This is a genomic window from Paenibacillus sp. VT-400, from assembly GCF_001029205.1.
In the GTDB taxonomy this organism is placed as follows: domain Bacteria; phylum Bacillota; class Bacilli; order Paenibacillales; family Paenibacillaceae; genus Paenibacillus; species Paenibacillus amylolyticus.
The window spans coordinates 144,854-168,256 of the sequence record NZ_LELF01000062.1 but is presented as its reverse complement, the minus strand read 5'-3'; the positions used below and the strand labels follow the sequence as shown (position 1 = coordinate 168,256).

20 protein-coding genes and 1 tRNA gene are annotated in these 23,403 nt (G+C 45.7%); 3 read left to right on the top strand and 18 right to left on the bottom strand.

Going from position 1 to position 23,403, the window contains the following annotated elements:
• Positions 1-76: 76 nt before the first annotated feature.
• The 7 genes from secG to EL84_RS09220 all read right to left on the bottom strand — a co-directional run bounded on the left by secG (position 77) and on the right by EL84_RS09220 (position 7,854).
• Positions 77-310 (bottom strand): preprotein translocase subunit SecG, encoded by a 234-nt coding sequence (secG, locus tag EL84_RS09250; protein WP_047841462.1) that lies wholly within the window; start codon positions 308-310, stop codon positions 77-79.
• Positions 311-520: 210 nt separating this feature from the next.
• Positions 521-1,807, bottom strand: a complete 1,287-nt coding sequence (eno, locus tag EL84_RS09245; RefSeq protein WP_036616228.1) for a phosphopyruvate hydratase — start codon at positions 1,805-1,807, stop codon at positions 521-523.
• 239 nt (positions 1,808-2,046) lie between these two features.
• Positions 2,047-3,591 carry a 2,3-bisphosphoglycerate-independent phosphoglycerate mutase gene (gpmI, locus tag EL84_RS09240; protein ID WP_047841461.1) on the bottom strand — a complete coding sequence of 515 codons (1,545 nt, stop codon included), beginning with the start codon at positions 3,589-3,591 and terminating at the stop codon, positions 2,047-2,049.
• 1 nt (position 3,592) lies between these two features.
• Positions 3,593-4,345, bottom strand: a complete 753-nt coding sequence (gene tpiA, locus EL84_RS09235) for a triose-phosphate isomerase (RefSeq protein ID WP_036616221.1) — start codon at positions 4,343-4,345, stop codon at positions 3,593-3,595.
• A gap of 36 nt (positions 4,346-4,381) precedes the next feature.
• Positions 4,382-5,563: a phosphoglycerate kinase gene (locus EL84_RS09230; RefSeq protein WP_047841460.1), complete on the bottom strand. Its 1,182-nt coding sequence runs from the start codon at positions 5,561-5,563 to the stop codon at positions 4,382-4,384.
• Positions 5,564-5,714: 151 nt separating this feature from the next.
• Positions 5,715-6,722, bottom strand: coding sequence for a type I glyceraldehyde-3-phosphate dehydrogenase (gap, locus tag EL84_RS09225; RefSeq protein ID WP_017691243.1), 1,008 nt, complete (start codon positions 6,720-6,722; stop codon positions 5,715-5,717).
• A gap of 106 nt (positions 6,723-6,828) precedes the next feature.
• Complete coding sequence (locus EL84_RS09220) at positions 6,829-7,854, bottom strand: sugar-binding transcriptional regulator (protein WP_036616216.1); 1,026 nt, start codon at positions 7,852-7,854, stop codon at positions 6,829-6,831.
• 426 nt (positions 7,855-8,280) lie between these two features.
• On the opposite strand from EL84_RS09220, the gene EL84_RS09215 reads away from it, so the two are divergent.
• Together EL84_RS09215 and clpP are read left to right on the top strand one after the other, a co-directional pair.
• A tRNA-Arg gene (locus tag EL84_RS09215) sits at positions 8,281-8,355 on the top strand.
• A gap of 176 nt (positions 8,356-8,531) precedes the next feature.
• Positions 8,532-9,128 carry an ATP-dependent Clp endopeptidase proteolytic subunit ClpP gene (gene clpP / locus EL84_RS09210; RefSeq protein WP_017691245.1) on the top strand — a complete coding sequence of 199 codons (597 nt, stop codon included), beginning with the start codon at positions 8,532-8,534 and terminating at the stop codon, positions 9,126-9,128.
• Positions 9,129-9,278: 150 nt separating this feature from the next.
• Here clpP and EL84_RS09205 read toward each other — a convergent pair whose 3' ends face one another.
• The 10 genes from EL84_RS09205 to EL84_RS09160 form a co-directional block, all read right to left on the bottom strand.
• Entirely contained in the window at positions 9,279-10,376 is a 1,098-nt protein-coding gene (locus tag EL84_RS09205) for a stalk domain-containing protein (RefSeq protein ID WP_047841459.1), read from the bottom strand.
• A 389-nt stretch (positions 10,377-10,765) separates the two neighbouring features.
• On the bottom strand, positions 10,766-11,518 hold the full coding sequence (locus EL84_RS09200) for an SIMPL domain-containing protein (RefSeq protein WP_047841458.1): 753 nt from the start codon (positions 11,516-11,518) through the stop codon (positions 10,766-10,768).
• 156 nt (positions 11,519-11,674) lie between these two features.
• Positions 11,675-11,944 carry an HPr family phosphocarrier protein gene (locus EL84_RS09195; RefSeq protein WP_017691248.1) on the bottom strand — a complete coding sequence of 90 codons (270 nt, stop codon included), beginning with the start codon at positions 11,942-11,944 and terminating at the stop codon, positions 11,675-11,677.
• Between the two features lie 255 nt (positions 11,945-12,199).
• Entirely contained in the window at positions 12,200-13,138 is a 939-nt protein-coding gene (whiA, locus tag EL84_RS09190; RefSeq protein WP_036616210.1) for a DNA-binding protein WhiA, read from the bottom strand.
• Between the two features lie 6 nt (positions 13,139-13,144).
• Positions 13,145-14,131, bottom strand: coding sequence for a gluconeogenesis factor YvcK family protein (locus tag EL84_RS09185; RefSeq protein WP_017691250.1), 987 nt, complete (start codon positions 14,129-14,131; stop codon positions 13,145-13,147).
• Positions 14,132-14,144: 13 nt separating this feature from the next.
• Complete coding sequence (rapZ, locus tag EL84_RS09180) at positions 14,145-15,044, bottom strand: RNase adapter RapZ (RefSeq protein ID WP_047841457.1); 900 nt, start codon at positions 15,042-15,044, stop codon at positions 14,145-14,147.
• A gap of 51 nt (positions 15,045-15,095) precedes the next feature.
• Positions 15,096-16,046 (bottom strand): ROK family glucokinase, encoded by a 951-nt coding sequence (locus EL84_RS09175; RefSeq protein ID WP_017691252.1) that lies wholly within the window; start codon positions 16,044-16,046, stop codon positions 15,096-15,098.
• 447 nt (positions 16,047-16,493) lie between these two features.
• A complete protein-coding gene (locus tag EL84_RS09170; protein ID WP_036616412.1) occupies positions 16,494-17,525 on the bottom strand; it encodes an AI-2E family transporter in 1,032 nt (343 codons plus the stop codon).
• Positions 17,526-17,687: 162 nt separating this feature from the next.
• A complete protein-coding gene (gene trxB, locus EL84_RS09165; RefSeq protein ID WP_036674745.1) occupies positions 17,688-18,647 on the bottom strand; it encodes a thioredoxin-disulfide reductase in 960 nt (319 codons plus the stop codon).
• Positions 18,648-18,818: 171 nt separating this feature from the next.
• Entirely contained in the window at positions 18,819-20,552 is a 1,734-nt protein-coding gene (locus EL84_RS09160; protein ID WP_047841456.1) for a tetratricopeptide repeat protein, read from the bottom strand.
• 434 nt (positions 20,553-20,986) lie between these two features.
• On the opposite strand from EL84_RS09160, the gene EL84_RS09155 reads away from it, so the two are divergent.
• A complete protein-coding gene (locus EL84_RS09155; protein WP_047841455.1) occupies positions 20,987-21,439 on the top strand; it encodes a hypothetical protein in 453 nt (150 codons plus the stop codon).
• Positions 21,440-21,585: 146 nt separating this feature from the next.
• On the opposite strand, the gene EL84_RS09150 is transcribed toward EL84_RS09155, so the two are convergent.
• Positions 21,586-23,337 carry a hypothetical protein gene (locus EL84_RS09150; protein WP_047841454.1) on the bottom strand — a complete coding sequence of 584 codons (1,752 nt, stop codon included), beginning with the start codon at positions 23,335-23,337 and terminating at the stop codon, positions 21,586-21,588.
• Between the last annotated feature and the right edge of the window lie 66 nt (positions 23,338-23,403).

Genomic DNA, 23,403 nt, shown 5'->3' with positions numbered 1-23,403 from the left:
CCCGTTTCTTCACGAAACGAAGGTTCATCAATTAAGCCATTAGCTTAAGCTATTCATTGAACAGCAGTTCCAATTCTTACTTGGAAAGCACCGTAACAACAATAGACAAAATCATAAATCCTGCACCCAGTACCACCGTTGCACGTTGCAGGAAGAGATCCAATCCGCGCGCTTTCGTTTTACCGAAAAGATGTTCCGCACCACCGGAGATGGCACCCGCCAAACCAGCGCTTTTCCCGTGCTGCAGCAATACTACAGTGATTAGACCGATCGAGAAAACAACGAGCAGCAATTTCAAAGCAATATCCATTCTTTCCACCTCCTACCCATGTGGGCATACATCTCACCATAAAAACAGTTACTTTAATTGTAACATAGCTATGGTTGTACTACAAGTAGTACAGTTTATACAATGCCCTAAATTTCACCATCGCGTGATGCTTACTTTATACCATTACTTCGTTGCAATAAAAAAGACAAGCCGGTTACCCGGCTTGCCCGTAAAAGCTGGATATCCAGCTTATTTTTTAAGGTTGTAGAATCCTTTAAGACCATTGTATTGAGCCAGTTCACCCAGTTGATCCTCAATGCGGAGCAATTGGTTGTACTTCGCGATACGGTCTGTACGGGAAGGAGCACCCGTTTTGATTTGACCAGCGTTAGTTGCAACAGCGATATCAGCGATTGTGCTGTCTTCGGACTCACCGGAACGGTGGGAGATTACAGCTGTGTATCCTGCGCGTTTAGCCATTTCGATTGCATCAAATGTTTCAGTCAATGTACCGATTTGGTTAACTTTGATCAGGATGGAGTTACCGATACCTTCGTTGATACCTCTGCCCAGACGCTCAGTGTTTGTTACGAACAGGTCATCACCAACGAGTTGTACTTTGTCTCCCAATTTCTCAGTGAGCAATTTCCAACCATCCCAGTCATCTTCGGACATACCGTCTTCGATTGTGATGATTGGGTATTTCTCAACCCATGAAGCCAGAAGGTCAACATACTCAGCGGAAGTGTAAGATTTACCTTCGCCAGCAAGTGTGTACTTACCATCTTTGTAGAACTCAGTGGAAGCAACGTCCATACCCAAGAATACGTCAACGCCTGGTTTGTAACCAGCTTTTTCAATTGCTTCGATGATTGTAGTGATTGCTTCTTCGTTCGAACCAAGGTTCGGTGCGAAACCACCTTCGTCACCTACAGCTGTGTTCAAGCCTTTGGAGCTCAATACGGATTTCAGGTTGTGGAAGATCTCTGCACCTACGCGAAGAGCTTCTTTGAAGCTTGGTGCTCCAACTGGAAGAACCATGAACTCTTGAACGTCGATGTTGTTGTCAGCATGCTCACCACCGTTGATGATGTTCATCATTGGTACTGGCAATGCTTTAGCGTTGAATCCGCCCAGGTAAACGTACAATGGCAGGTCCAGAGCATCAGCAGCTGCGCGAGCTACTGCCATGGATACAGCCAGGATTGCGTTAGCGCCCAGTTTACCTTTGTTTGGCGTACCATCCAAAGTGATCATCAATTTGTCGATACCCAGTTGATCCAATGCATCCATACCGATAACTTCTGGAGCGATTGTTTCGTTTACGTTTTTAACAGCTTGCAGAACGCCTTTACCGAGGTAACGGGATTTGTCACCATCGCGAAGCTCAACTGCTTCGTGGGCACCAGTGGATGCACCAGATGGAACGATTGCGCGTCCGATTGCGCCGGACTCCAGGTATACTTCAACTTCTACTGTAGGGTTACCGCGGGAGTCGAGGACTTCGCGAGCGTACACGTCAGAAATAATAGTCATTTGTGATAATCTCCTTTAAATTTGAATTTATTTTTAATACGTTCAGAATAGTTCAGTTTCACCAGGCCACTCCGCACGCAGTACCATCTTCCGATCGCTGTTATCCCCTGATTCCTTTGAACTTATTTTTATAAGTTGGAATCATGTGATAAAGGCGAACGCTAACGCTTCTTCAGATTGGTTCTGCCCGCTTTGTTCCAGGTTCCACTCTGTCTTATTCGACAACCTATTAAAACGAATTATTTACGGGTAGCGATGACAGATGTACCTGTCATTTCAGCCGGTTTAGGCAATTGCATCAGGTCAAGGATCGTTGGCGCGATATCCGCCAGGATTCCGCCTTCACGCAAGGTTACATTGGCATCCGTAACGATGAATGGAACCGGGTTCGTTGTATGAGCTGTGAACGGACGTCCTTTCTCATCGAACACCATATCCGCGTTACCATGATCCGCCGTGATCAGTACAACGCCACCTTTGGCAAGTACTGCATCCACAACACGGCCCATGCACTCATCTGTTACTTCAACCGCTTTGATGGTAGGCTCCAGCATGCCGGAGTGTCCAACCATGTCAGGGTTAGCAAAGTTCAGAATGATGGCGTCATGTTTGTCTGCTTCGATCTCGCGAACACATGCATCAGCTACTTCATACGCACTCATCTCTGGTTGCAGGTCATACGTTGCAACTTTTGGTGAGTTGATCAGTACGCGAGTTTCGCCCGGAAGCTCCACATCACGACCACCGCTGAAGAAGAAGGTAACGTGCGGGTATTTCTCAGTTTCTGCAATACGCAGTTGTTTTTTATTGTTCTGTACCAGGACTTCACCCAGGGTGTTGTCGAGGTTCTTCGGCGAATAAGCCACATAACCTTCAACCGTCTCGCTGAACAAAGTCAAGCATACAAAGTGCAAGCCCACAGGGAACTTCGGACCACGATCAAAACCGCGGAAATCCTGGTTCGTGAATACTTGCGACAACTGGATCGCACGGTCAGGACGGAAGTTGAGGAAGATAACGGAATCGCCGCTCTCAACCAAACCTACCGGCTCACCATCCGCTTTGACGATAACCGTTGGTTCAACGAATTCATCAAATACGGATTTCTCATACGATTCTTCAACCGCTTTGAGTGGGTCAGTGTATTTTGGTCCATCTCCATAAACGATGGCGCGGTATGATTTCTCAACCCGTTCCCAACGTTTGTCACGGTCCATCGCGTAATAGCGACCTTGAACCGTTGCGATTTTACCTACACCGACTTCTTCAATCTTAGCGATCAGCTTCTGCATGAAGTCTTTACCACTGTCTGGCATAACATCACGGCCATCCATGAAAGCATGAATATATACATCATTCATTTCTTCTTTTTTGGCCAGATCCAGCATAGCAAACAGGTGGTCGATGTGACTATGTACGCCGCCATCGGACAACAAACCGTAGAGATGAAGCTTTTTGCCGCTTTGTTTTGCTTCGCGAACCGCTTTGACAAGTGTTTCATTGTCGTAGAACTCGCCGTCACGAATGGATTTGGAGATACGGGTCAAATCCTGGTATACGATCCGGCCGGCACCAATGTTCAGGTGACCTACCTCGGAATTTCCCATTTGCCCTTCTGGCAAACCTACAGCTTCACCGCAAGCAGTGAGTGTTGTATGTGGGAATTGGCTCATGAAACGGTCGTAGTTCGGTTTTTTGGCTTGCGCTACCGCATTGCCTTCCACCGTGTTACGCAGACCAAAGCCATCCATGATGATCAATGCTACAGGTTTTGGAGCTGTCATCTTACTTCGCCCCCTCAACAAGCGCGATGAACGAAGCCGGCTGCAAGCTGGCACCGCCAACAAGTGCGCCGTCGATGTCGCTTTGTCCGAGGTATTCTGTTACGTTCTCCGGTTTAACACTGCCGCCGTATTGAATACGAACTGCATTCGCAACCGTCTCGTTGTACAGATCCTTCACCAGCGTACGGATGTAAGCAATAACTTCATTCGCATCTTGGGAAGTGGAGGATTTGCCTGTACCAATCGCCCAGATTGGCTCATAAGCGATAACAACTTGTGCCGCTTGCTCTGCAGACAGACCTGCAAAAGCAGCTACTGTTTGCACTTTGCATACGTCTTTTGTTTGGTTCGCTTCACGCTCTTCAAGCGTCTCACCAAGGCAGAAGATTGGAGTCAATCCGTGACGGAATGCTGCATGCAACTTTTTATTGACAGTCTCATCGGTTTCCGCAAAATATTGACGGCGCTCCGAGTGACCAATAATGACATAATCCACACCCAGGTCTTTCAGCATCACGCCGCTGATTTCACCTGTGAATGCACCGTTATCTTCAAAGTGAAGATTTTGTGCACCAATTTTGATGTTTGTACCTTTAACCGCTTCTACCAGGGATGGCAGATTTGTAAACGGTGCGCAGATTACAGTTTCCACGCCTTCAACTTCCGCTTTTCCTTTAACTTCCTGAATGAAGTCATTGGATTCGGAAACCGTTTTGAACATTTTCCAGTTACCTGCGATAATCGGTGTTCTCATGGGTTTCAACTCCTTCATGCTATAGGCTACTAAAACTTACTTGTCGTTCAATGCCACTACGCCTGGAAGAACTTTACCTTCCATGAACTCGAGCGATGCACCGCCACCTGTAGAGATGTGGTTCATCTTGTCAGCCAATTTGAACTTCTCAGCTGCTGCTGCGGAGTCACCGCCACCAATTACAGTGTAAGCTTCTGTCTCAGCGCAAGCTTCCGCTACTGCACGAGTACCGTGGGAGAATGGCTCGATTTCAAATACGCCCATTGGTCCGTTCCACACAACCAATTTGGAGTTTTTGATTACATCAGCATAGATCTCACGTGTTTTAGGACCGATGTCGATGCCTTCCCAATCTGCTGGGATGCCGTCGATGTCAACGATTTGTGTGTTTGCTTTTGCACTGAAATCGTCAGACACTACGATATCTACCGGCAGGTAGAAGTTTTTGCCCAGTTTTTTCGCTTTTTCGATGAAACCGAGAGCAACATCAAGTTTGGAATCATCCAACAAGGATTGTCCAATTTCATGTCCTTGTGCTTTCAAGAACGTGTAAGTCAGACCGCCACCGATGATCACGTTGTCTGCAATGTTCAGCAGGTTGTCGATTACATCGATTTTGTCCTTAACTTTCGATCCACCAATGATAGCTGTGAAAGGACGCTCAGGGTTGGAGATTGCTTTACCCAACACTTCAAGTTCTTTCTCCATCAACAAACCGGACACCGCTGGAAGCAAGTGAGCGATTCCTTCAGTCGAAGCGTGTGCTCTGTGAGCCGCGCCAAACGCATCATTAACGAAAACGTCAGCCAGTTCAGCAAATTGTTTTGCCAGTTCCGGATCGTTTTTCTCTTCGCCTGCGTGGAAACGAACGTTTTCAAGCAACAATACGTCGCCGTTGTTCAGTTCAGCGATTTGAGCTTTAACAGCGTCACCAACAGAATCGTCAGCTTTAACTACTGTTTTACCAAGCAATTCAGACAAACGCTCAGCTGCTGGAGTCAAACGCAAGGATTCAACCACTTCGCCGTTAGGACGACCCATGTGGCTTGCCAAAATGACTTTAGCGCCTTTTTCAATTAAGAAGTTGATTGTAGGAAGCGTTGCACGAATACGTTTGTCATCTGTAATTTTACCATCTTCGAGCGGCACATTGAAATCTACACGGACAAAAGCCCGTTTTCCTGTCAATTCGATATCGCGTACACTTTTTTTGTTCATCTGTATTTCCTCCGCACCCATGTATTTGGTGGACCAATCAAGAGCTAAAATCCCTCGTCAATCCTGGTGTTTTTGAGAAATTTGCAAAATGTAGATATATAAAGAGCGGAAACAATATAGCATCTGTTTCCGCTCTATGTTATTACAGATATTACTTAATCATTTTTGCAAAGTGCTCCAAAGTGCGAACCAATTGTGCAGTGTAGGACATTTCATTGTCATACCAAGCTACAGTTTTAACCAATTGTTGGTCGCCAACAGTCAGAACTTTAGTTTGAGTTGCATCAAACAGGGAACCGAAAGTGATTCCTTGGATATCGGAAGATACGATTTCGTCTTCTGTGTATCCGAAAGTTTCTGGATCGGAAGCTTCTTGCATTGCTGCGTTAACTTCTTCAGCTGTTACTTTTTTGTTCAGAACAGTTACGAGCTCAGTCAGGGAACCAGTAGCTACTGGTACACGTTGAGCTGCACCATCAAGGATGCCTTGCAGTTCTGGGATTACCAGACCGATTGCTTTAGCAGCACCAGTTGTGTTAGGGATGATGTTTTCAGCTGCTGCGCGAGCACGACGGAAGTCACCTTTAGGGTGTGGAGCATCCAACGTGTTTTGGTCGCCAGTGTAAGCGTGAATTGTAGTCATCAAACCTTGAACGATTCCGAATTTGTCTTGCAGTGTTTTTGCCATAGGTGCCAGGCAGTTTGTTGTGCAAGATGCGCCGGAGATTACAGTTTCAGTACCGTCGAGGATTTCATGGTTTACGTTGTAAACGATGGTTTTCATGTCGCCAGTAGCTGGTGCGGAGATAACAACTTTCTTAGCTCCACCTTTCAAGTGTTTCTCAGCTGCTTCTTTAGTTGTGAAGAAACCAGTACATTCCAGAACGATATCTACGCCCAGGTCGCCCCAAGGAAGTTCTTCCGGGTTACGGTTAGCCAATACTTTAACTTCTTTGCCGTTCACTTTAAAGAAGCCATCGTGTACTTCAACATCGCCATCGAAGCGACCTTGAGTTGTATCATATTTGAGCAAATGAGCGAGCATTTTAGCGTCAGTCAAGTCGTTGATTGCTACTACCTCGATGCCTGCTACATTTTGAATACGGCGGAATGCCAAGCGTCCAATACGTCCAAAACCGTTAATACCTACTTTAATCATGAGTAAGTTCCTCCCAAGTTTTGATTAATTTTTTATGAAACTTATATATTCAAGACAGACGGTGAAGTCCGTCAAGACAACAATAGTTGTGATGCAAAGTAAAACCTTATTCCATTTCAGCAACGATGACTTCGGCAGCAGCCTCATCAATAATCAGAATATCTTCCTGACCAAATCGTAACACGGAATGTATAGCAGCAGCTTTGCTTTTGCCACCTGCAATTCCAATCACAACATCGGTTCGTTCAATATCCTGAAGTCGCATACCCAGTGTAAGCATGGTATGTACCACCTTACCCTGATCATTAAAGTAATAACCGAAAGATTCAGATACGGCCCCTTGCTCCTGAAGTTCATCTATAATCTCCGTCGCAAGTTTGCGTCTTTTAGCCATCTCTACGGCATCACCAATTCCATGAATAACAATCCGTGATTGCCTGATCAGCTGCAGAATCTCCTGAACACTAGGGTCCTGGATTAATGATTCATAGGCATGATCACTGAGCAAATCCGGTACATGCAGGAGTTTGTATTGCGCCCCTACCCGTTTTGCCATTGTGGATGCGATCGTATTAGCCTGAATTTCAAGGCTTTCTCCAAGTCCACCGCGTGCCGGTACGAACCAGACACCTTTGAGCGATGTTGGCGGATTTAGTTGTTCTGCGACTTCGGCCGTTGTTGAACCGCCAGTAACGGCGACAACGTCGTTGTCACTCATGATATTGCCGAGAGCCTTCGCTCCGGCTCTGCCCAGTTCCCTTTTGGCAAATGGAGAAACGTCCGAATCGCCAGGAACCACAACTACCTTTTGCAGACCGTAGGCTTGCTTGATGCGCTCTTCCAGCTCGGATAATCCGAACAGCTCTTTGGCTACGGGCTCTAACTGCTGCAGCAAATCATACCCTGCCTCGCTGATCTTCATTCCTGCACTGTCAATTTCAATAAGTCCCTGAGCCTTTAACAGATCGGTCTCAGCCCTCAGAACCCGCTCGGTCATCTGCATGGAATTAGCTAACGTTCTCCGTCCGATCACATCCGATAACATGATCTGTTGCAGAATCGTATACCTCTTTTTCAAGATATCCATGAGATCAGGCAGAAGCTGCTTTTGTACTTCTAAAATCGTTCGCATGCTTTCCACTCCCGCAAGTTCTCGTTCTAAGCTCTCTTTCGTGGCCCTAAAACGTCCCGGGTTAACTTTTTAAGTCCCACGTCTATTCTACCTAAAACTGACGTGACATGCAAGTGTTTCAACGTGTTATTTCGACACGCATGCAGCGTTTGTACGCGCCTATTTTCACAATCCTAGACTTCCATGATCTAGGACTAGCACACGCATACCATATATAGAAGAAACAAATGAATTCGATCTACATATCGCTCAGAATCACATTTCATACGGCATGTCCAAAACCTCTAATAGCATTTACTTAAATGCACTCTTTATCCACTCTTCTTCATCATGATCATTTTTAGGTTAATCCAAACCAATACCACAACGAACTGCTTGCAATTAAATATTTCATGAGCTATAATCATTATTGCTGTCACATAATGTGCGCCCGTGGTCCAATGGATATGACGTAGGCCTCCGAAGCCTGAGATCCAAGTTCGATTCTTGGCGGGCGCGCCATTTTTATTTAACAGCTCATAACCCATTTAACCAATGAAACCGGAAAGGTTTCTTTTTTTTGCAAGTTAGTTTGACTTTCTTTGACTTTTTGTTTGGAATTGTTTATTATGTGGGTAATACGGTAACAGTTTAAGTATAAACACCAATAACATTTACATTCCAAGGAGGTTTTTCACGTGAGTTTTATTCCAATGGTCGTTGAACAGAGCAACCGGGGTGAGCGCGCCTACGACATCTACTCCAGATTGCTGAAGGATCGTATTATTTTCCTTGGTAGCGATGTTAATGACGTAGTGGCTAATGCCATTATGGCACAGATGTTGTTCCTGGCTGCGGAAGATCCGGAGAAAGACATTCACTTATACATCAACAGCCCAGGCGGATCGATTACAGCCGGTATGGCGATTTACGATACAATGCAATTCATCAAACCGGATGTATCTACCATCTGTGTAGGTATGGCGGCTTCCATGGGTGCATTCTTGTTGAATGCCGGTGCAAAAGGTAAACGTTTTGCATTACCAAACAGTGAAATTATGATTCACCAACCACTTGGTGGTGCACAAGGTCAGGCTTCTGACATCGAAATTCGTGCTCGCCGCATCCTGAAAATGCGTGATACCTTGAACCGCATCATCTCTGAGCGTTCAGGTCAACCGCTGGAGCGGATTGAGAAAGATACAGATCGTGACTACTTCATGAGTGCTGCTGAAGCCGCCGATTACGGTATCATTGATAAAGTTATCGAAAACGTAGGTTCCCAAGGCATCTAAGTGTGACGTAGACCAAGGTCTATGCGTTAATGTAATCAGCAACACTTCGTGTTTTGCCCATACGCAAAGAAGCCCTCATCATAATTATGATGGGGGCTTCTTTTTTCATTTTATAAGGAAGAAAACTTAAGAGTGCATAATAATGATTCTTTATTTGGTTCCATTTACATTACTGAAAGGTTCCGTGCCTTTAGGGAGAAGCTCTTTGTACGTAAATGGCATTTCAGGGAATCCCTCTGCGTACGCCGTATACTCATACAACTGGAAGAACACAACTACACCCGTTGGTGTCACATAGAAATCTTGATCTTTATTTAACCCTTTATAACCGTCGAGGTATCCACCGCGGGCTTTCAGTTGTTCACCCACTTTTTTACTCAACGTCTCGCGCATGGTTTTGTTATTTTGCAGCACATCATCTAACGTAAGCTCCTTACCTGTGTCCAGTGCAAAGGTGTGGCCCGTACGGTACGTCATACCATGAGCGCCAGCATAATCTTCGTATCGTTGTGTAATGAGTCCCAGCACGCCTTTTTCGTTGTACGTCACTACATAGGAGCTCTCAAATGCATATGGACGGTTGGCTGTTGCACCGCCGAATTCAGATGTCTGTTTCTTGAAGTCAGCTACATACGCATCCACTTCGTCTTTCAACACTTTGTTGATCGCCGCTTCAGCTTCTTTGCTGGCAAGTCCACTCACTTGCGGATATTGAACATCTACTTCAGCATTTTTTACAGTAACATTAACTGTTGCCGCTTTAATTTTAACGTTATTTTGTTTCACTTTGCTGAGTGTCAACGTTTTGGTTTTGCTATCCCAATTCCCCTGTACACCCAGATAATCTCTCATTGCCGAGAATGGGATATATAATCTGCCGTTGATCAGCTTTGCGTCCACTTGAGGATAATAGTTGTTAATTCGAACACTCGGCTCGCCATCCAATAGGCTGATCGTCATTGTGTTATTGGCTGCTGTCAAAGCGTACTCTTTGGTTTTCGCATCATATTTCAGCGTTCCACCTGCCACATCTTTAACTGCCGTAAGAGATACCCAAGTTGAACCACCTTGAAGAAGTCCTTTTTGAGTCAGTGTTTTTCCACCCGACTTCAGGGTCACCTCAGCTGTGGTTGTCACTTTCGAGGATACCGATGCCGCCTGAACCGAACTGTCCTGCCACACCGAACCGCTACCTACAATAATTCCTGCTGCGAGCAATGCACTTGTCCATTTTTTCCATGATGTCATATATAAACCTCCTCTCTGAATTCACAATTAGGGATCATTGCGTATGTAATCCTGACCTGATCGCATATCTCATACGCTCACCTCTCTATTATAATTAACCCGAATTCGGAAAGGTTTACAGCTCGAGTTACAATGTTGATGAATATCAGTAGGAAAATATATGGGGATATGACCTTTTTGTCACGAACAACTATACAAAAAAGATACCAATATACAACATTTCATGTTGCTTCGAATAAAGTTCCCTCCTATCTAACTTCATCAAAGTTTGCTTTTCCAACAAAAAAAGACTCTGTCCACAGGACAAAGTCTTTGTCATTATTTCGTTGTACCCTTCAAATGACACTTATAAAGGTTACTTGAGCTTACAATCCTTAGTTCACTCTTGTTTATTTCATTTCATACGTGATATTCAGGATTGTGCTTACTTTAACCTGGCCTGTTTCAATCTCAGTGCCACCTGCTGTATCTTGTGCTTTGGACATCAACGCCTCGCTTGCATAGAATACAGGCACATTGGCATCACCTTGGCTCACGGAAAGAACAGCACCCAGTTGACGTTTAACTGCTTTTGCAATGGCGCCCGCTTTCACATCTGCATTGGCAACAGCTTTCTCAATCACTTGGGACTCATAACTTTCCGGATTTTCTACAGTAAAGCGCACGTTTTCAATATTGTTGGCACCCGCACCCGAAGCAGCATCGAGCAACTCGCCAATCTTGTCCATCTGACGATATGTGACTGTCAGCGTATGATGCGCTGTATATCCTTTAATTTGTTGTCCGTCTTTTTCGCTATACGTATAGTTGGGTTGTACAGAGAACTGACTCGTTTGAATGTCGTCTGCACTGATCTTCCACGTATTCTTCAGCAAGTTGGATACCTTTTGAACCTTGGCAGCATTCGCTTTTTGAGCAGATGCTGCTGTCTCTGCAGTACTGTTCACACCAATGGACAGATACGCGATATCAGGCTTCACCTGAATCTCACCTTTACCCACAACATTAATCACATTCTGCTGTACTCCCTGAACCTCTGCAGCGTAAGCATAGTTACCTGGTGCAACCCATGCTGTTCCTCCAACAAGCAACGTACTTGCCACCAGCACCGCACCAAACGGTTTCATCCATTGTTTACCCATCACGATAGCCTCCTTATGTGTTAACATCTCAAACTTTAATCGATTTGATACCTTAACAGACGGGACAAATTCCATAATGTTGCACTTGACGATAGCATAAACTTGAAAAACGCAAAAAAGCCCCTTTCGGGACTTCTTCATTGGATTGATCATATCTTATTGGTTTTCGAGCTCTTCCTTGCTTACCAGACTAACTAAAGCGTTTACAGCCTGTTCGGCATCCGCGCCTTCTGCACTAATCTGGATTTCCGTACCTGTGCTAATTGCAAGGCTCATGATCCCCATGATACTTTTTGCATTAACTTTTTTGTCGTCCTTCTCGACGAACACTTCAGACGAGTACTTATTCGCTTCTTGAACGAACAGTGCCGCAGGTCTGGCATGGAGACCCGTTTTCAAACGGACAACTACCGGGTGCTTTGTCATGGAAACTTACCCCCTATTATGAAATCTGGACATTAAATACACAATTATATTTAAACAACATTATACCATTAACCCGTGCAGGACACTAGAAGAAAAAACTCAGGGTGCTTTGACGGACATTATCTTGCCCTAATTTCATCTTTTGCACAGCGCATCCAATGACCTAAGTAAGTCCCCTAGTTCCTTAACGGTTGACTTTCCCGACTTTTCTGTTCAGCAGAAACAGCCGACCTTGTTACTTTACCCTACTCCGTCTTAACCATAACGTTCTGTGCGTACTTTCTCAGCCAGCTCATCAATTTTACGAAGCCGATGGTTCACTCCCGACTTACTGACTGTACCTTTAAGGAGCTCGCCAACTTCCTTCAAGTTAATATCCGGATGAGCCAGTCGAACCTCCGCCACTTCGCGAAGCTTCTCAGGCAGCGATTCCAGACCAACTTCCTTTTGTAACAACCGGATATTATCGATTTGTCTTACCGCCGCTCCAATCGTTTTGTTCAGGTTGGCGGTCTCACAATTGACAATCCGGTTAACGGAGTTACGCATGTCGCGCATAATTCGTACATCTTCAAACTTGAACAAGGCCTGATGAGCACCAATGATGCTGAGCAGCTCAATGATTTTCTCGCCTTCCTTAATGTATAGGATGAATCCTTTTTTCCGTTCTATACACCGGGCATTCAGATGAAATTCATTGGCCAGGTCAACCAGTGCCTGACAGTGCTCTTCATACATGGACGCAATCTCCAGATGGTACGAGGAACCTTCCGGATTATTAACCGATCCACCGGCCAGAAATGCACCGCGGAGATAGGCCCGTTTACAACAGTTTTGCTGAAACAATTCCGTACTGATCCCTGGGGTAAAGAGAAAGCCCTCAGATACAATATGAAGACTATTGAGAATCTCCTGTACCATGGTTGGAATACGAACAATATATACATTGTTCTTTTTCAGCCGCATTTTTTTGCGGACCAGTAATTCCGTATGCACTTGAAAATGCTTTTTAAGCAGAGAGTATGCCCGTCTTGCAATCGCGGCATTCTCCGTCGAAATATCCAAGATCACTTTTTTATTCGATAACTGCACTGCACCAAGCATACGGATGAGGGCTGAAAGTTCCGCCTTTTCGCAGCACGGTTCGCTCTCGATCATGGTTAACTCTTTTTTGGTCTGTGCTGCAAACGACATGGGACTTCACCTCTTCCGTAACATCCAATTTTGTACCAGTTGGTAGATGTGATGACTTAACTTGTCAGCATCATGACGCAGATAGGTTTTGAACAGAACAAGGGTATCTGCAACCACCTGATAACCGGCACTTTCGAGTACATTCATATCCAGTACAACCGGTTTTGCTCCTTTTTCCGCATACTTATTTTGCACTTGCAGCGGAATATCACCATTATTTACGATAACATAGTCGAAGAGCTGATGACCTATATGCTCATGTACCGCCTTAAGGTGGTCACTTACCGTATAGTTATCTGTTTCTCCCGGCTGTGTCATCACATTACAGATAAACATCTTCACCGCATCAGCCTCTACCACAGCTTCTGCAAGCTTAGGTACGAGTAAATTGGGAAGGATGCTTGTATAGAGGCTGCCTGGCCCGATCAGAATAGCATCAGCTTGACGAATGGCCTCTACTGCCTCTGGCAACGGCTCCACGTGATCCGGTTCAAGGAAAACACGTTTGATGCGTCCACCCGCCTCAGGGATTTTGGACTCACCTGTAATAATTGTCCCATCTTCCATCTCGGCATGCAACACGACGGCCTGGCCTGCGGCTGGCAATACCTCACCTCGAACGGCAAACACGCGGCTAAGCTCCCGCACTGCGGTCACAAAGTCGCCCGAAATATCCGTCATTGCAGCCAAAATCAAATTTCCCAAGCTGTGGCCTGCAAGCCCCGCGCCTGTATTGAAACGGTACTTCAACATATCTGAAAGCAATGGTTCTACATCAGCCAGTGCCGTAAGCACGTTGCGAATGTCGCCCGGAGGCGGCATCTGTAGCTCATTGCGCAGGATGCCTGAACTTCCACCGTCATCTGCAACTGTGACGATGGCCGTGATATCCAGCGGCTTCTCTTTCAAACCGCGCAGCATCACGGATAATCCGGTTCCGCCGCCCATTACAACTATTCTCGGACGTTCTCTTCGTGGTCCGGCCTCTTTCATCCCTTCACCCTCTTCAATGACGGTCCCGGTCAGCGTCGCGATGGCTCACGGTAACAGCTTCTGTCTCGCTGCTTCCCAACATCTTGCCCAAATATTCCGATATTGCTACCGAACGATGCTTGCCTCCGGTACAGCCGATTCCAATAATAACCTGGCTTTTGCCTTCCTTCCGGTATTGCGGAATCAGGAAATGCAGCATATCCAGCAGCTTGGTCAGAAACGCCTGTGTCTCCGGCCATTTCATAACATATTCGTACACATCACTATTCTGTCCCGTATTCGGTCGCAGATGCTCAATATAATGCGGATTCGGTAAAAAACGTACATCAAACACCAGATCAGCATCAATCGGAATGCCATATTTGAATCCAAACGACGTAATATTCACCGACAGCATTTGGCTTTCCAGATGAGAAAAACGGGATATGATGCGTTCTTTCAGTTGAGCAGGCTTCATTGTACTTGTATTCAGTACCTGAGTCGCAGAGTTTTTGAGTTCCTCCAACATCTTGCGTTCCAGTCGGATGCCGTCCAGCGGCATGCCCTCAGGAGCCAAAGGATGTCTGCGCCTGCTTTCTTTGTAACGCTGAACAAGTACAGAATCTGTAGCATCCAGGAATAAAATTTCGCAATGAATGGTAAAATGATCTTTAATATAGTTCAAAGACTCGGACAGAGCCGTAAAGAATTCACGCCCGCGCAGATCGATAACCAATGCAACCTTACCAATCTTGCCGTTTGACTGTTCAATTAGTTCCGCAAATTTTGGAATCAATACCGGCGGCAGATTATCCACACAGAAGAAACCCAGATCCTCTAGGCTTTGTACTGCAATGGTTTTACCTGCTCCGGACATGCCCGTAATGATAATGAGCGTGGCGCCTGTGCCTGGTGATCCTTCACCTTCAAGCATAAATGTCCCCTCCTTATCATATTGCTGTCTTCATATATTGTTACGAGGATACTAGGAACGCAAGAGAAGACCTGCTGCACCCACAATACCTGCATTATTACCAAGTGTAGCTTCCAGAATCTGAACCCCATCTTGCAACGGTTCTGGCGTCAGCTTAGCAAACACAGTACGGATTTCATCAAACAAGAAATTGCCCGCTTTGGATACACCTCCACCAATAATGAACATCTCCGGGTTAATGACAGCTGCTACAGTAGCCATGGATTTGCCCAGGTAAAAGGCCGCACGATTCACAATGCGTTGTGCCACTTCATCGCCTGCCTTGGCAGCATCAAATACTTCCTTGGCTGCAATCTTGTCGACGAGTGCCAGTGACGTATGATCACCGCGCTCTACGGCATCCTTCGCCATACGGATAATACCCGTTGCAGACGATACTGTTTCTACACATCCCATTTTACCACAACCACACTTGATGGCCTCCAGATCAGGTACAACACTGATATGACCCAGTTCTCCCGCCATACCGGAGAAACCCTGATAGATGTTGCCATTCAAGATCAAGCCTCCGCCAACACCCGTACCGAGTGTATAACATACGCAGTTGTCTACGCCTTTGCCGGCACCTGCCCAGACTTCACCCAGTGCAGCCACGTTTGCATCGTTATCTATTTTGATTGGCTTGCCCAGACGTTCTTCCAGAATCGAACGAATGGCCACATTCCGAAATCCGATGTTAGGGGCATGAACGATAATTCCCTCGCGTACATTCGTGAAACCGGCCACTCCAGCACCTACACCCTCAAGCTGTTCCCAACTGTAAGGTGATTCGGCTACGATATGTCGGACATACTTCTCGATGTTGGCGATGACCGTGTCTACGCCCTTATCCACTTCAGTCGGTCCTTCATACGTATGCATTAGCTGACCTTGTTCATCGCATATACCGACCTTGATTGCTGTTCCGCCGAGATCGACCCCAACGTAGATTTTCTCAGACATGCTGCAAGCCACCTTTATCTATCTAAAATAGTTTAAGTCCTACGTACCAACTATAATTGAAGGATACGCCTGGGTCAAGACGAGAAGACCTCTAGTACCTCCTGCTCCGCCGGGGTTGTGAACCACATCACGCACCGTTTTTGAATACGTATACATCCTCATTACCTTCATTTATAAACACACGCTTTATTCCTTCCTCCCCATAACAGAGGAAGCCTCAACTCATGATATTGCATCTTCACTCGTTCCATTCATAAAAGATCAACATCGCCCCCTCAGAGTGGTGACTCGTCTTATGCACCCCGCCACCTGTCATTCTTACGCAGAAAGCTATCTAATGACGGTATTGCCAACAAAAAAAGAGCCTTCCATCCACAGGAAGACTCCCTTACTTTTATGAAAATCTGAAATTGTAGAAATTGGGCTGACTCAGTTGATTTTTCTACGTTATAACTTCGTTTCCACACGTACCGGCTCTTCCGTCTTCTCCATCTTGTTCACATCCAGAATATCGAGCAGGAAGACAAAGATCGGAATACCAATGATCAGTCCCCAGATCCCCAGGAAGTGTTGCGACAGAATTAGTACGATAAAGGTGTAGAACATTGGCAATTTGGTCTTGTGTGCCATCAGTTTTGGATTCAGGAAATATGTCTCCAAGGCATGAATAACAATAATCATGATGATCACAATAATGCTTAATTTCAGTCCACCCATCTGATACCCAATCAGACAGAGCGGTACAAGTGAGATGATAACCCCCGCAACGGGAACCAGACTGAGCATGAACACCAGAATGGTCAGAGCGAACAGATACGGGAAACCCAGAATCCATAAGCCCAGTATCGTCAGTACCGTATTAAACACCGCAATAAGAAGCTGTGCCTCAATGACTTTACCAAAAGAAGATACGAACTTGTCTCCCAGATAAGCAACTTCATTGTAGAACCATCCAATTTTACTTGTTTTGAACTTGGACGTGAACTTGGATATCTCCTGCTTCTGCAACAAGAAGAACAGACTCAGAATGATGACGAGCAGAATAAACTCCAGCCATTTGCTCAAAGCGAAAATATATTTCAATGCATCATTGGTGTAATTTTTAATATCGAAGGATTGAAGATAACCCGCAATTTTGGACGCAAAATTATCACCGTCTGCACTATCCAGAAATTTCATAATCTCGTTTGTCAACTGAACGACCTGATCCACGATCCGTGGTGAATATCTGGAAATGCCAAGCACAATGACTGCGATCACAATCATATAGAGTAGGATGACTACAACTTTATAATTGATTGGAAACAACCGATTCAAACCACCTGTAATGAAATGCTGTAACCTGTTCATGACATATGTCACCAGGAACAACAGCAGAATCATGTGCAGCATACTCCCCATACTGAACAAAATTAAACAGAACAAGAGCAGGATCAAAAATCGTCTCACTGTCGCATTCTGTAACCAATCTTTTATCATTTCCCCCAAAATCTTCACCTCACAGCTAATATGCCCTATATGTATACGATCTCATGCCCACTGTAGTTTCAAAAAAAGAGAAGCCTTCCGGCTTCTCTCATTTCATGAGACTTCCCGTTGTCTCTTATTCCCAGCATATGCCTAACCTCACACATGTAATGCTTATTTATCCAACGTTTCGCTCCAATCATGGACAATGCTTCCTTCAAGGAACTTCTCACAATCCATCGCAGCCATACATCCTGATCCTGCAGCCGTAATAGCTTGACGATACTTCGTATCTTGAACATCACCACAGGCAAATACACCTGGAATATTGGTCTCCGTTGTTCCGGGTTTAACGACAACATAGCCATGTTCGTCCAGTGCAATCGCATTACCCAGGAATCCGGTATTCGGTGTGTGACCAATGGCAACGAATACGCCATCTGCTTCAAGCAACTCTTCCTGCCCCGTCTCGTTGTTGCGCACTTTCAGCCCTTTGACACCCAAAGCTTCTGGTACGACCTCGAGTGGAGTACGGTTCAGCGCCCACTTCACCTTTTCATTGCTGCGAGCCCGATCCTGCATAATCTTGGATGCACGCAATTCATCCCGGCGGTGAACCAATGTCACGTCTGTTGCAAAACGAGTCAGGAAACTCGCTTCCTCCATCGCGGAGTCTCCACCGCCCACGACCACGATTTTTTTGCCTCGGAAGAAAAATCCGTCACATGTCGCGCATGTACTTACACCACGTCCCACATTTTCCTGCTCGCCCGGAATACCGAGGTAACGAGCGGAAGCACCTGTGGAGATAATGATCGATTCAGCTTCCAGTTCACCGATTCCTCCAACTTTGACCTTGAAGGGCGGTTTGCTGAAATCAACCTCTTCCACCCAACCGTTTTTGAATTCCGCTCCAAAACGTTCAGCTTGCTTACGCATGTTGTCCATCAGTTCCGGACCCATGATACCTTGCGGGAAACCGGGGAAATTCTCAACTTCCGTTGTCGTCGTCAATTGACCACCCGGCTGAAGACCTTCGATAACCAGTGGTTTCAGATTAGCACGAGCCAGATATATCGCTGCTGTCAGACCCGCAGGTCCCGTTCCGATCACAATCGTTCTGTATTTAGACATATAGATACAGCCTCCTTAATTAAGGTGAGAATGTGTTGTACTAGCGATGAACTTGCCAAGATGATATCCTACAGGCGTTTACGAAGCCCATTCGTTAAGTTTACCCGTTTTCCCGGTTGTTGTATCCTTCACCTGTTGATGTCTTTCTGAAAACGAGTTGAAGCGAACTTTCTATACTAGTGGTGGCTTGCTGTTACAAACCGAATGAATCTGTTTAGCATACTTGCTAACCGTTGATGCCGATATCCCATACCGCTCAGCAATGCTTTGATAGGTAACGGGCCGACTGTGATTCTTCGCTGCCAAATATTCAAGTCCTGCAGCCCAACCCTCAATCTGCTTCGTACCCGGAACCTCCGGATGCACCCGGGATACATAATCTGTCCAGAGCCGTTCCATCTCTTGCTGCAACTCAGCCTTTGCTTCAGACATCTGTAACGCACGATCAACAACAGCCTGCCAATGGGAGGTTGAACCAGTGTCCGATTGCTCTGATGTGGATGGAACCTTCCCAATAGACTTCAAGGCTACAGGAGAAAAGGGGCGAACCACCTGAGAATTCCGATCCTCATGTTCAGCCGATTTCAATCCGTTCAGTACAGTTTGTGCTGCCTCAAGCAGATCCTTTTCTTCTCCAGTCTCTTCAATAAAGGATTGCAGAGCCTGTTGCACCTCATAGTCACCGATCATCCCAAGCGCATGAATAACCTGTAGCTTGGTTGCCCGATCACCATGACGCAATGCCCAGAAGAAGGATGAGCGAATCAGTGGATCATTCTTCATTTCTTCAGGTATGCCACTACCGTAGTTCTCCCACTGTCTGAATTGCTCATCAAATGGCAGATGATAGTGATAGCTCAGCTTCTCTGGCTCTTGCTCGCCTTGTTTTACAGCCTCAAGACCTGACAGATAATACCGGGATACTTCGGAACCCGGATCAAGCTTGGACACATGATGCCATAAACGCTCAGCAGCATCATAACGTTCTGTATTATAAGCTGCCACTGCTGCATAGTGAGCAAGTGCCGGATCAGCAGCTGTCTCTTCGTCCTTGAGCAAACGCCGGAAGTGAACATAAGCCGTATCGTGTTGGCCCAGAATTCCCATCGTTGTCGCCAGTTTGTAGACTTGTTCGTGCTGGAAGGGCACGATGACCCGCAATTTTTTGATCAGAAGCAGCACTTGATCAGCCCGGTTCTCATTTTGATGGAAAATGGCCAAATTACAGAGTGCATGCAGATTACCTGGTTCCTGTTCAAGCACTTCGGCAATAGTCTCTTTTGCTTTGGGAAACAGACCCATATAATAGTAGGCGAGTGCCAGATTGTTACGGGCAGCCAAGTAATCAGGATAATCAGAAGACATGCCTTCGAGCAATTCAGCAGCCTGTGCAAATTTTCCTTCTTCCAGCAGTTCCCGTGCCTGATCGTGCTCCACTACACCTTTGCGTGATTTGATTCGATTCAGTTTAGTCGGACGATCCAGCTCATAATACAGAAGCTCCATCATCTCTTCGGCTTCCGTCATGAACTGACCTTGAGTGTCCTCCTCCAGATAGGTAACAAGTGCTTGCTCGGCTTCCTCAAACCGATCCATATTTGCATAATTGTTCGCCATATAAAAATAACATTCCGTCATCGACGGATCTACCACTTCCAGCACGTTAGCCAGAATGGCATTGGAGGCTTCGTAATCCCCCTTCTCCGATAATATACCCGCCATATTACAATGATTTACCGGATTTTCCGGTTCGTATTCAACAGCTTTGCGAAAATATTTTAATGCCTTGTCGACATGATTACGGTCCAGCGAGCGGACAGCTCTTTCAAAGAAGAAAGAAGCATCCAAGTGAATCGGTATAATATTGGCAAGGTGTCCCTCAGCCCGCACTAGCTTGCCCTTCATCTTCCAAGGCACCTCCTCTTTGCATTTCATTCATACTCTTCAGTATACCACATCTTAAGGCCCACTTCTCAATATGTAGTTTCATGTCGTTTATGAAAAAAATGCAAAAGAAGATGATATTCCATTTTGCGGAAACCTATCACCTTGGAGCGTTGTTTATTCAAAGGAAAACCATGTTTACCTAGAGACTCCTACACTCATTTACCATAGGCTCTCTTTGCAGTATTGCATTAGTCTATTCTTGTCGGTTACGCGGCATCTAACTGGATTCGGTCCGGTTATAATAATACGAGTGTAGTCTATGGTATTATTATCCTTATTGTCCTTTTTAGTGGTTTATCTCCATTAAAAATCAAACAACGTATATTAGCTCTGACGGTCAGCCTCTTTTTCGCGTATGTAATAAAAAATAAATATTTTAAGGGGATGTTATATTGAGGATCTCAAAGATAAAACCACTTATATTCATCTTAATCTGCTTGTTTGCTTTGAATGGATGTTCAAAAGATATAGAAAACATAGAAAATAAGTTCACATTAGATGATGTACTGAGAGCGCTCGAGTCTCAAGAACTGGATTTAGTGTCCTTTGGTATAACCGGGTATCCTTTGAAATTAAATGATGTTGTACCTGAGGTGTATTCCGTTGAAGTGCCCGTGGAAGAAGAACCATATAGCCCTGAATTTATACATTTTTATATTTTCAATTCTGAAAAGGATCGCATCAACGGGACAAAAGAATTCAATAAACACATGGAAAGCGCCCAATTCACAACATTCCCTTTTCTATATGAGAAAGGAAATGTTCTTATCGTTTACTGGAGCAAAACCAAAGATGATCCTCTGTTCACTAAACCAATCGAAACTGCATTAGAGCAACTGAAATGATACTAGTTCATACATTACTGGACTGAGCTCGACAGTGGGAATATCATTTTAGAACGTTAATTGCAGTCATTCGTCATTCGTAAAAAAAGAAGACCGAGCATTTGGACTCGGTCTTCTAACTATTATGGCTTAAACATCTAATAAATCTAGATCTTCGACGCCATCGAAGGAGAAAGTGAAATATGAACGGTTTTATCAAACGGCGTCATGAAATTGACCAGCACAACCTTACACTTGTCCGGCAGTTTTGCCTCACGTACCGTTGCCGCCAGATGACCCAGTTCGCCCCCGGTGATCTCCAGCCAGTCTTCTCCGCAGGTATAGCGTAATGTACCGCCTTTCCACAAGTAGTGACCCTCACTCATTTCAATCGCGTCCTCACAGGTCAGCTCACCTTCGCTTCCGAATACAAAGGACAACTGCATCATGATGTCCTCCGGTTCCTGTCCAGATAGATGCATGTTCCATCCATTTTCCGTTGGCTGTAACTCTGCTCCTACACGGAAGGTCTGTTCATGAGTAAGCTGACGACTCTGATGAGGTAACAAGTACCATGGACTTATATCTGATGCAGCCGATTCTGGCAGCAGGTTTGCAGGGATTGGGCCGTAGTAACCTTTTTTCTGCTCACCAGTTAGTCGATACCCTTCGGACAGCCTCGTCATTTGCTGCATAGGTACATACCCTGGATTAAAGTAAGAGGCCAGTTGCACAGCCAGCAGGCGCACCTTGCCATGACGAAGCGCGAAGAAAGAAGGAACTTCTGTCATCACAGTCACACTAGTAGCGCTATCCCGAATTCGAGCTACGGGAGCACCAAAGTCCGTATGCATCCGACTGTGCGAGATACGCCCGTGATGCCCTACTGAGTCCATCTGCTCCAGATATTCGCCCCGTACAAAATGTTCATTCAGCATGACCTCATACTGTTCCGGTAATGCATCACGTGTATCATTCGTCTGCTGAAGCTCCGGCTCAAGCATTAATCGAATGAGTGTATTCACCGAACATACTCCCGGATCGGTCAATGTATCTCCAGCCCAGGCTGACATACCTGCAAAGAGTGGATCACCGTCCAGCCGAGCCAAAATGGCATAAGGCAGATAGTAAGGTGACAGATCATGAACACTGCCCAGATCCTGTCGCCCTGAATAATCCGTAACAATTTCACCCGTTGGATGGACCAGATACACCATCATGCGGAGATTAAGCCTCACTGGTTCCAGCAGTTCAGGACGATTGAGCAGGCGCGCAGCATGAATTAACATGATGTCGCTAACTGCGCTGTATATCCCGTTGCTCCGTTCTGTCCACTCCCCATCGGGTGTAATATCCATGCCTTCATCCATCCACTGCTCTGCGCGCTGCACAGCTTCCTCCAGATCAAATATTTTATGCAGGAAACCAAGCGCCGCGCATAGCACCCAGCGATGATTGGGCGTATGACAACCTCCTGTAAGCATGGTTGGGATTGTACGTTCCAGAAACAGCCTCATATTGTTCAATACAGGTTGAAGCGGCTCCCATTCTTGCTGCTGAAGAAGCTGATACAACTGTGAATACCCTACAACGACAAATGCAGTATCCGGAGGGGAATGGTAATTGGTCCAGCCAGGCGATATTGAACCGTCTTCATGCTGGAAACGGAGTACAAATTCCGTAGCTAACAGCAGTCGATTTAACAACGATTCATCCCGGTAATAGATAGAGTCCGGATTGGAGAGCGCAGCTCCCCAGTAACACATATCCGTGGGCGTTCCAGTCGTATGGTTGACCCAGGCAACACCTGTGAAGGGATCAATTGTCCCTCCATAGTAACGGCTTTCCGGGTCAAGCATCTGCCGGGATATGCCTCTTTCTACCGCTCTGTCATTACTGTCCACCAGTTGTTTGTACATGTGCAGTCCCCTCCATACCAATGCATTCTCCCGATGTGCGGAGTATGTTGCTTCAGTGCCTTCAAT

Bases quoted from the DNA above. Each gene is read 5' to 3' on its own strand.
- EL84_RS09160 (WP_047841456.1), bottom strand. From the start codon at position 20,552: ATGAAGGGCAAGCTAGTGCGGGCTGAGGGACACCTTGCCAATATTATA.
- whiA (WP_036616210.1), bottom strand. From the start codon at position 13,138: ATGTCGTTTGCAGCACAGACCAAAAAAGAGTTAACCATGATCGAGAGC.
- secG (WP_047841462.1), bottom strand. From the start codon at position 310: ATGGATATTGCTTTGAAATTGCTGCTCGTTGTTTTCTCGATCGGTCTA.
- EL84_RS09175 (WP_017691252.1), bottom strand. From the start codon at position 16,046: ATGTCTGAGAAAATCTACGTTGGGGTCGATCTCGGCGGAACAGCAATC.
- EL84_RS09150 (WP_047841454.1), bottom strand. From the start codon at position 23,337: ATGTACAAACAACTGGTGGACAGTAATGACAGAGCGGTAGAAAGAGGC.
- EL84_RS09205 (WP_047841459.1), bottom strand. From the start codon at position 10,376: ATGACATCATGGAAAAAATGGACAAGTGCATTGCTCGCAGCAGGAATT.
- eno (WP_036616228.1), bottom strand. From the start codon at position 1,807: ATGACTATTATTTCTGACGTGTACGCTCGCGAAGTCCTCGACTCCCGC.
- EL84_RS09185 (WP_017691250.1), bottom strand. From the start codon at position 14,131: ATGAAAGAGGCCGGACCACGAAGAGAACGTCCGAGAATAGTTGTAATG.
- EL84_RS09230 (WP_047841460.1), bottom strand. From the start codon at position 5,563: ATGAACAAAAAAAGTGTACGCGATATCGAATTGACAGGAAAACGGGCT.
- EL84_RS09170 (WP_036616412.1), bottom strand. From the start codon at position 17,525: ATGATAAAAGATTGGTTACAGAATGCGACAGTGAGACGATTTTTGATC.
- gpmI (WP_047841461.1), bottom strand. From the start codon at position 3,591: ATGACAGCTCCAAAACCTGTAGCATTGATCATCATGGATGGCTTTGGT.
- gap (WP_017691243.1), bottom strand. From the start codon at position 6,722: ATGATTAAAGTAGGTATTAACGGTTTTGGACGTATTGGACGCTTGGCA.
- EL84_RS09220 (WP_036616216.1), bottom strand. From the start codon at position 7,854: ATGCGAACGATTTTAGAAGTACAAAAGCAGCTTCTGCCTGATCTCATG.
- rapZ (WP_047841457.1), bottom strand. From the start codon at position 15,044: ATGCTTGAAGGTGAAGGATCACCAGGCACAGGCGCCACGCTCATTATC.
- tpiA (WP_036616221.1), bottom strand. From the start codon at position 4,345: ATGAGAACACCGATTATCGCAGGTAACTGGAAAATGTTCAAAACGGTT.
- EL84_RS09195 (WP_017691248.1), bottom strand. From the start codon at position 11,944: ATGACAAAGCACCCGGTAGTTGTCCGTTTGAAAACGGGTCTCCATGCC.
- EL84_RS09200 (WP_047841458.1), bottom strand. From the start codon at position 11,518: ATGGGTAAACAATGGATGAAACCGTTTGGTGCGGTGCTGGTGGCAAGT.
- trxB (WP_036674745.1), bottom strand. From the start codon at position 18,647: ATGTCTAAATACAGAACGATTGTGATCGGAACGGGACCTGCGGGTCTG.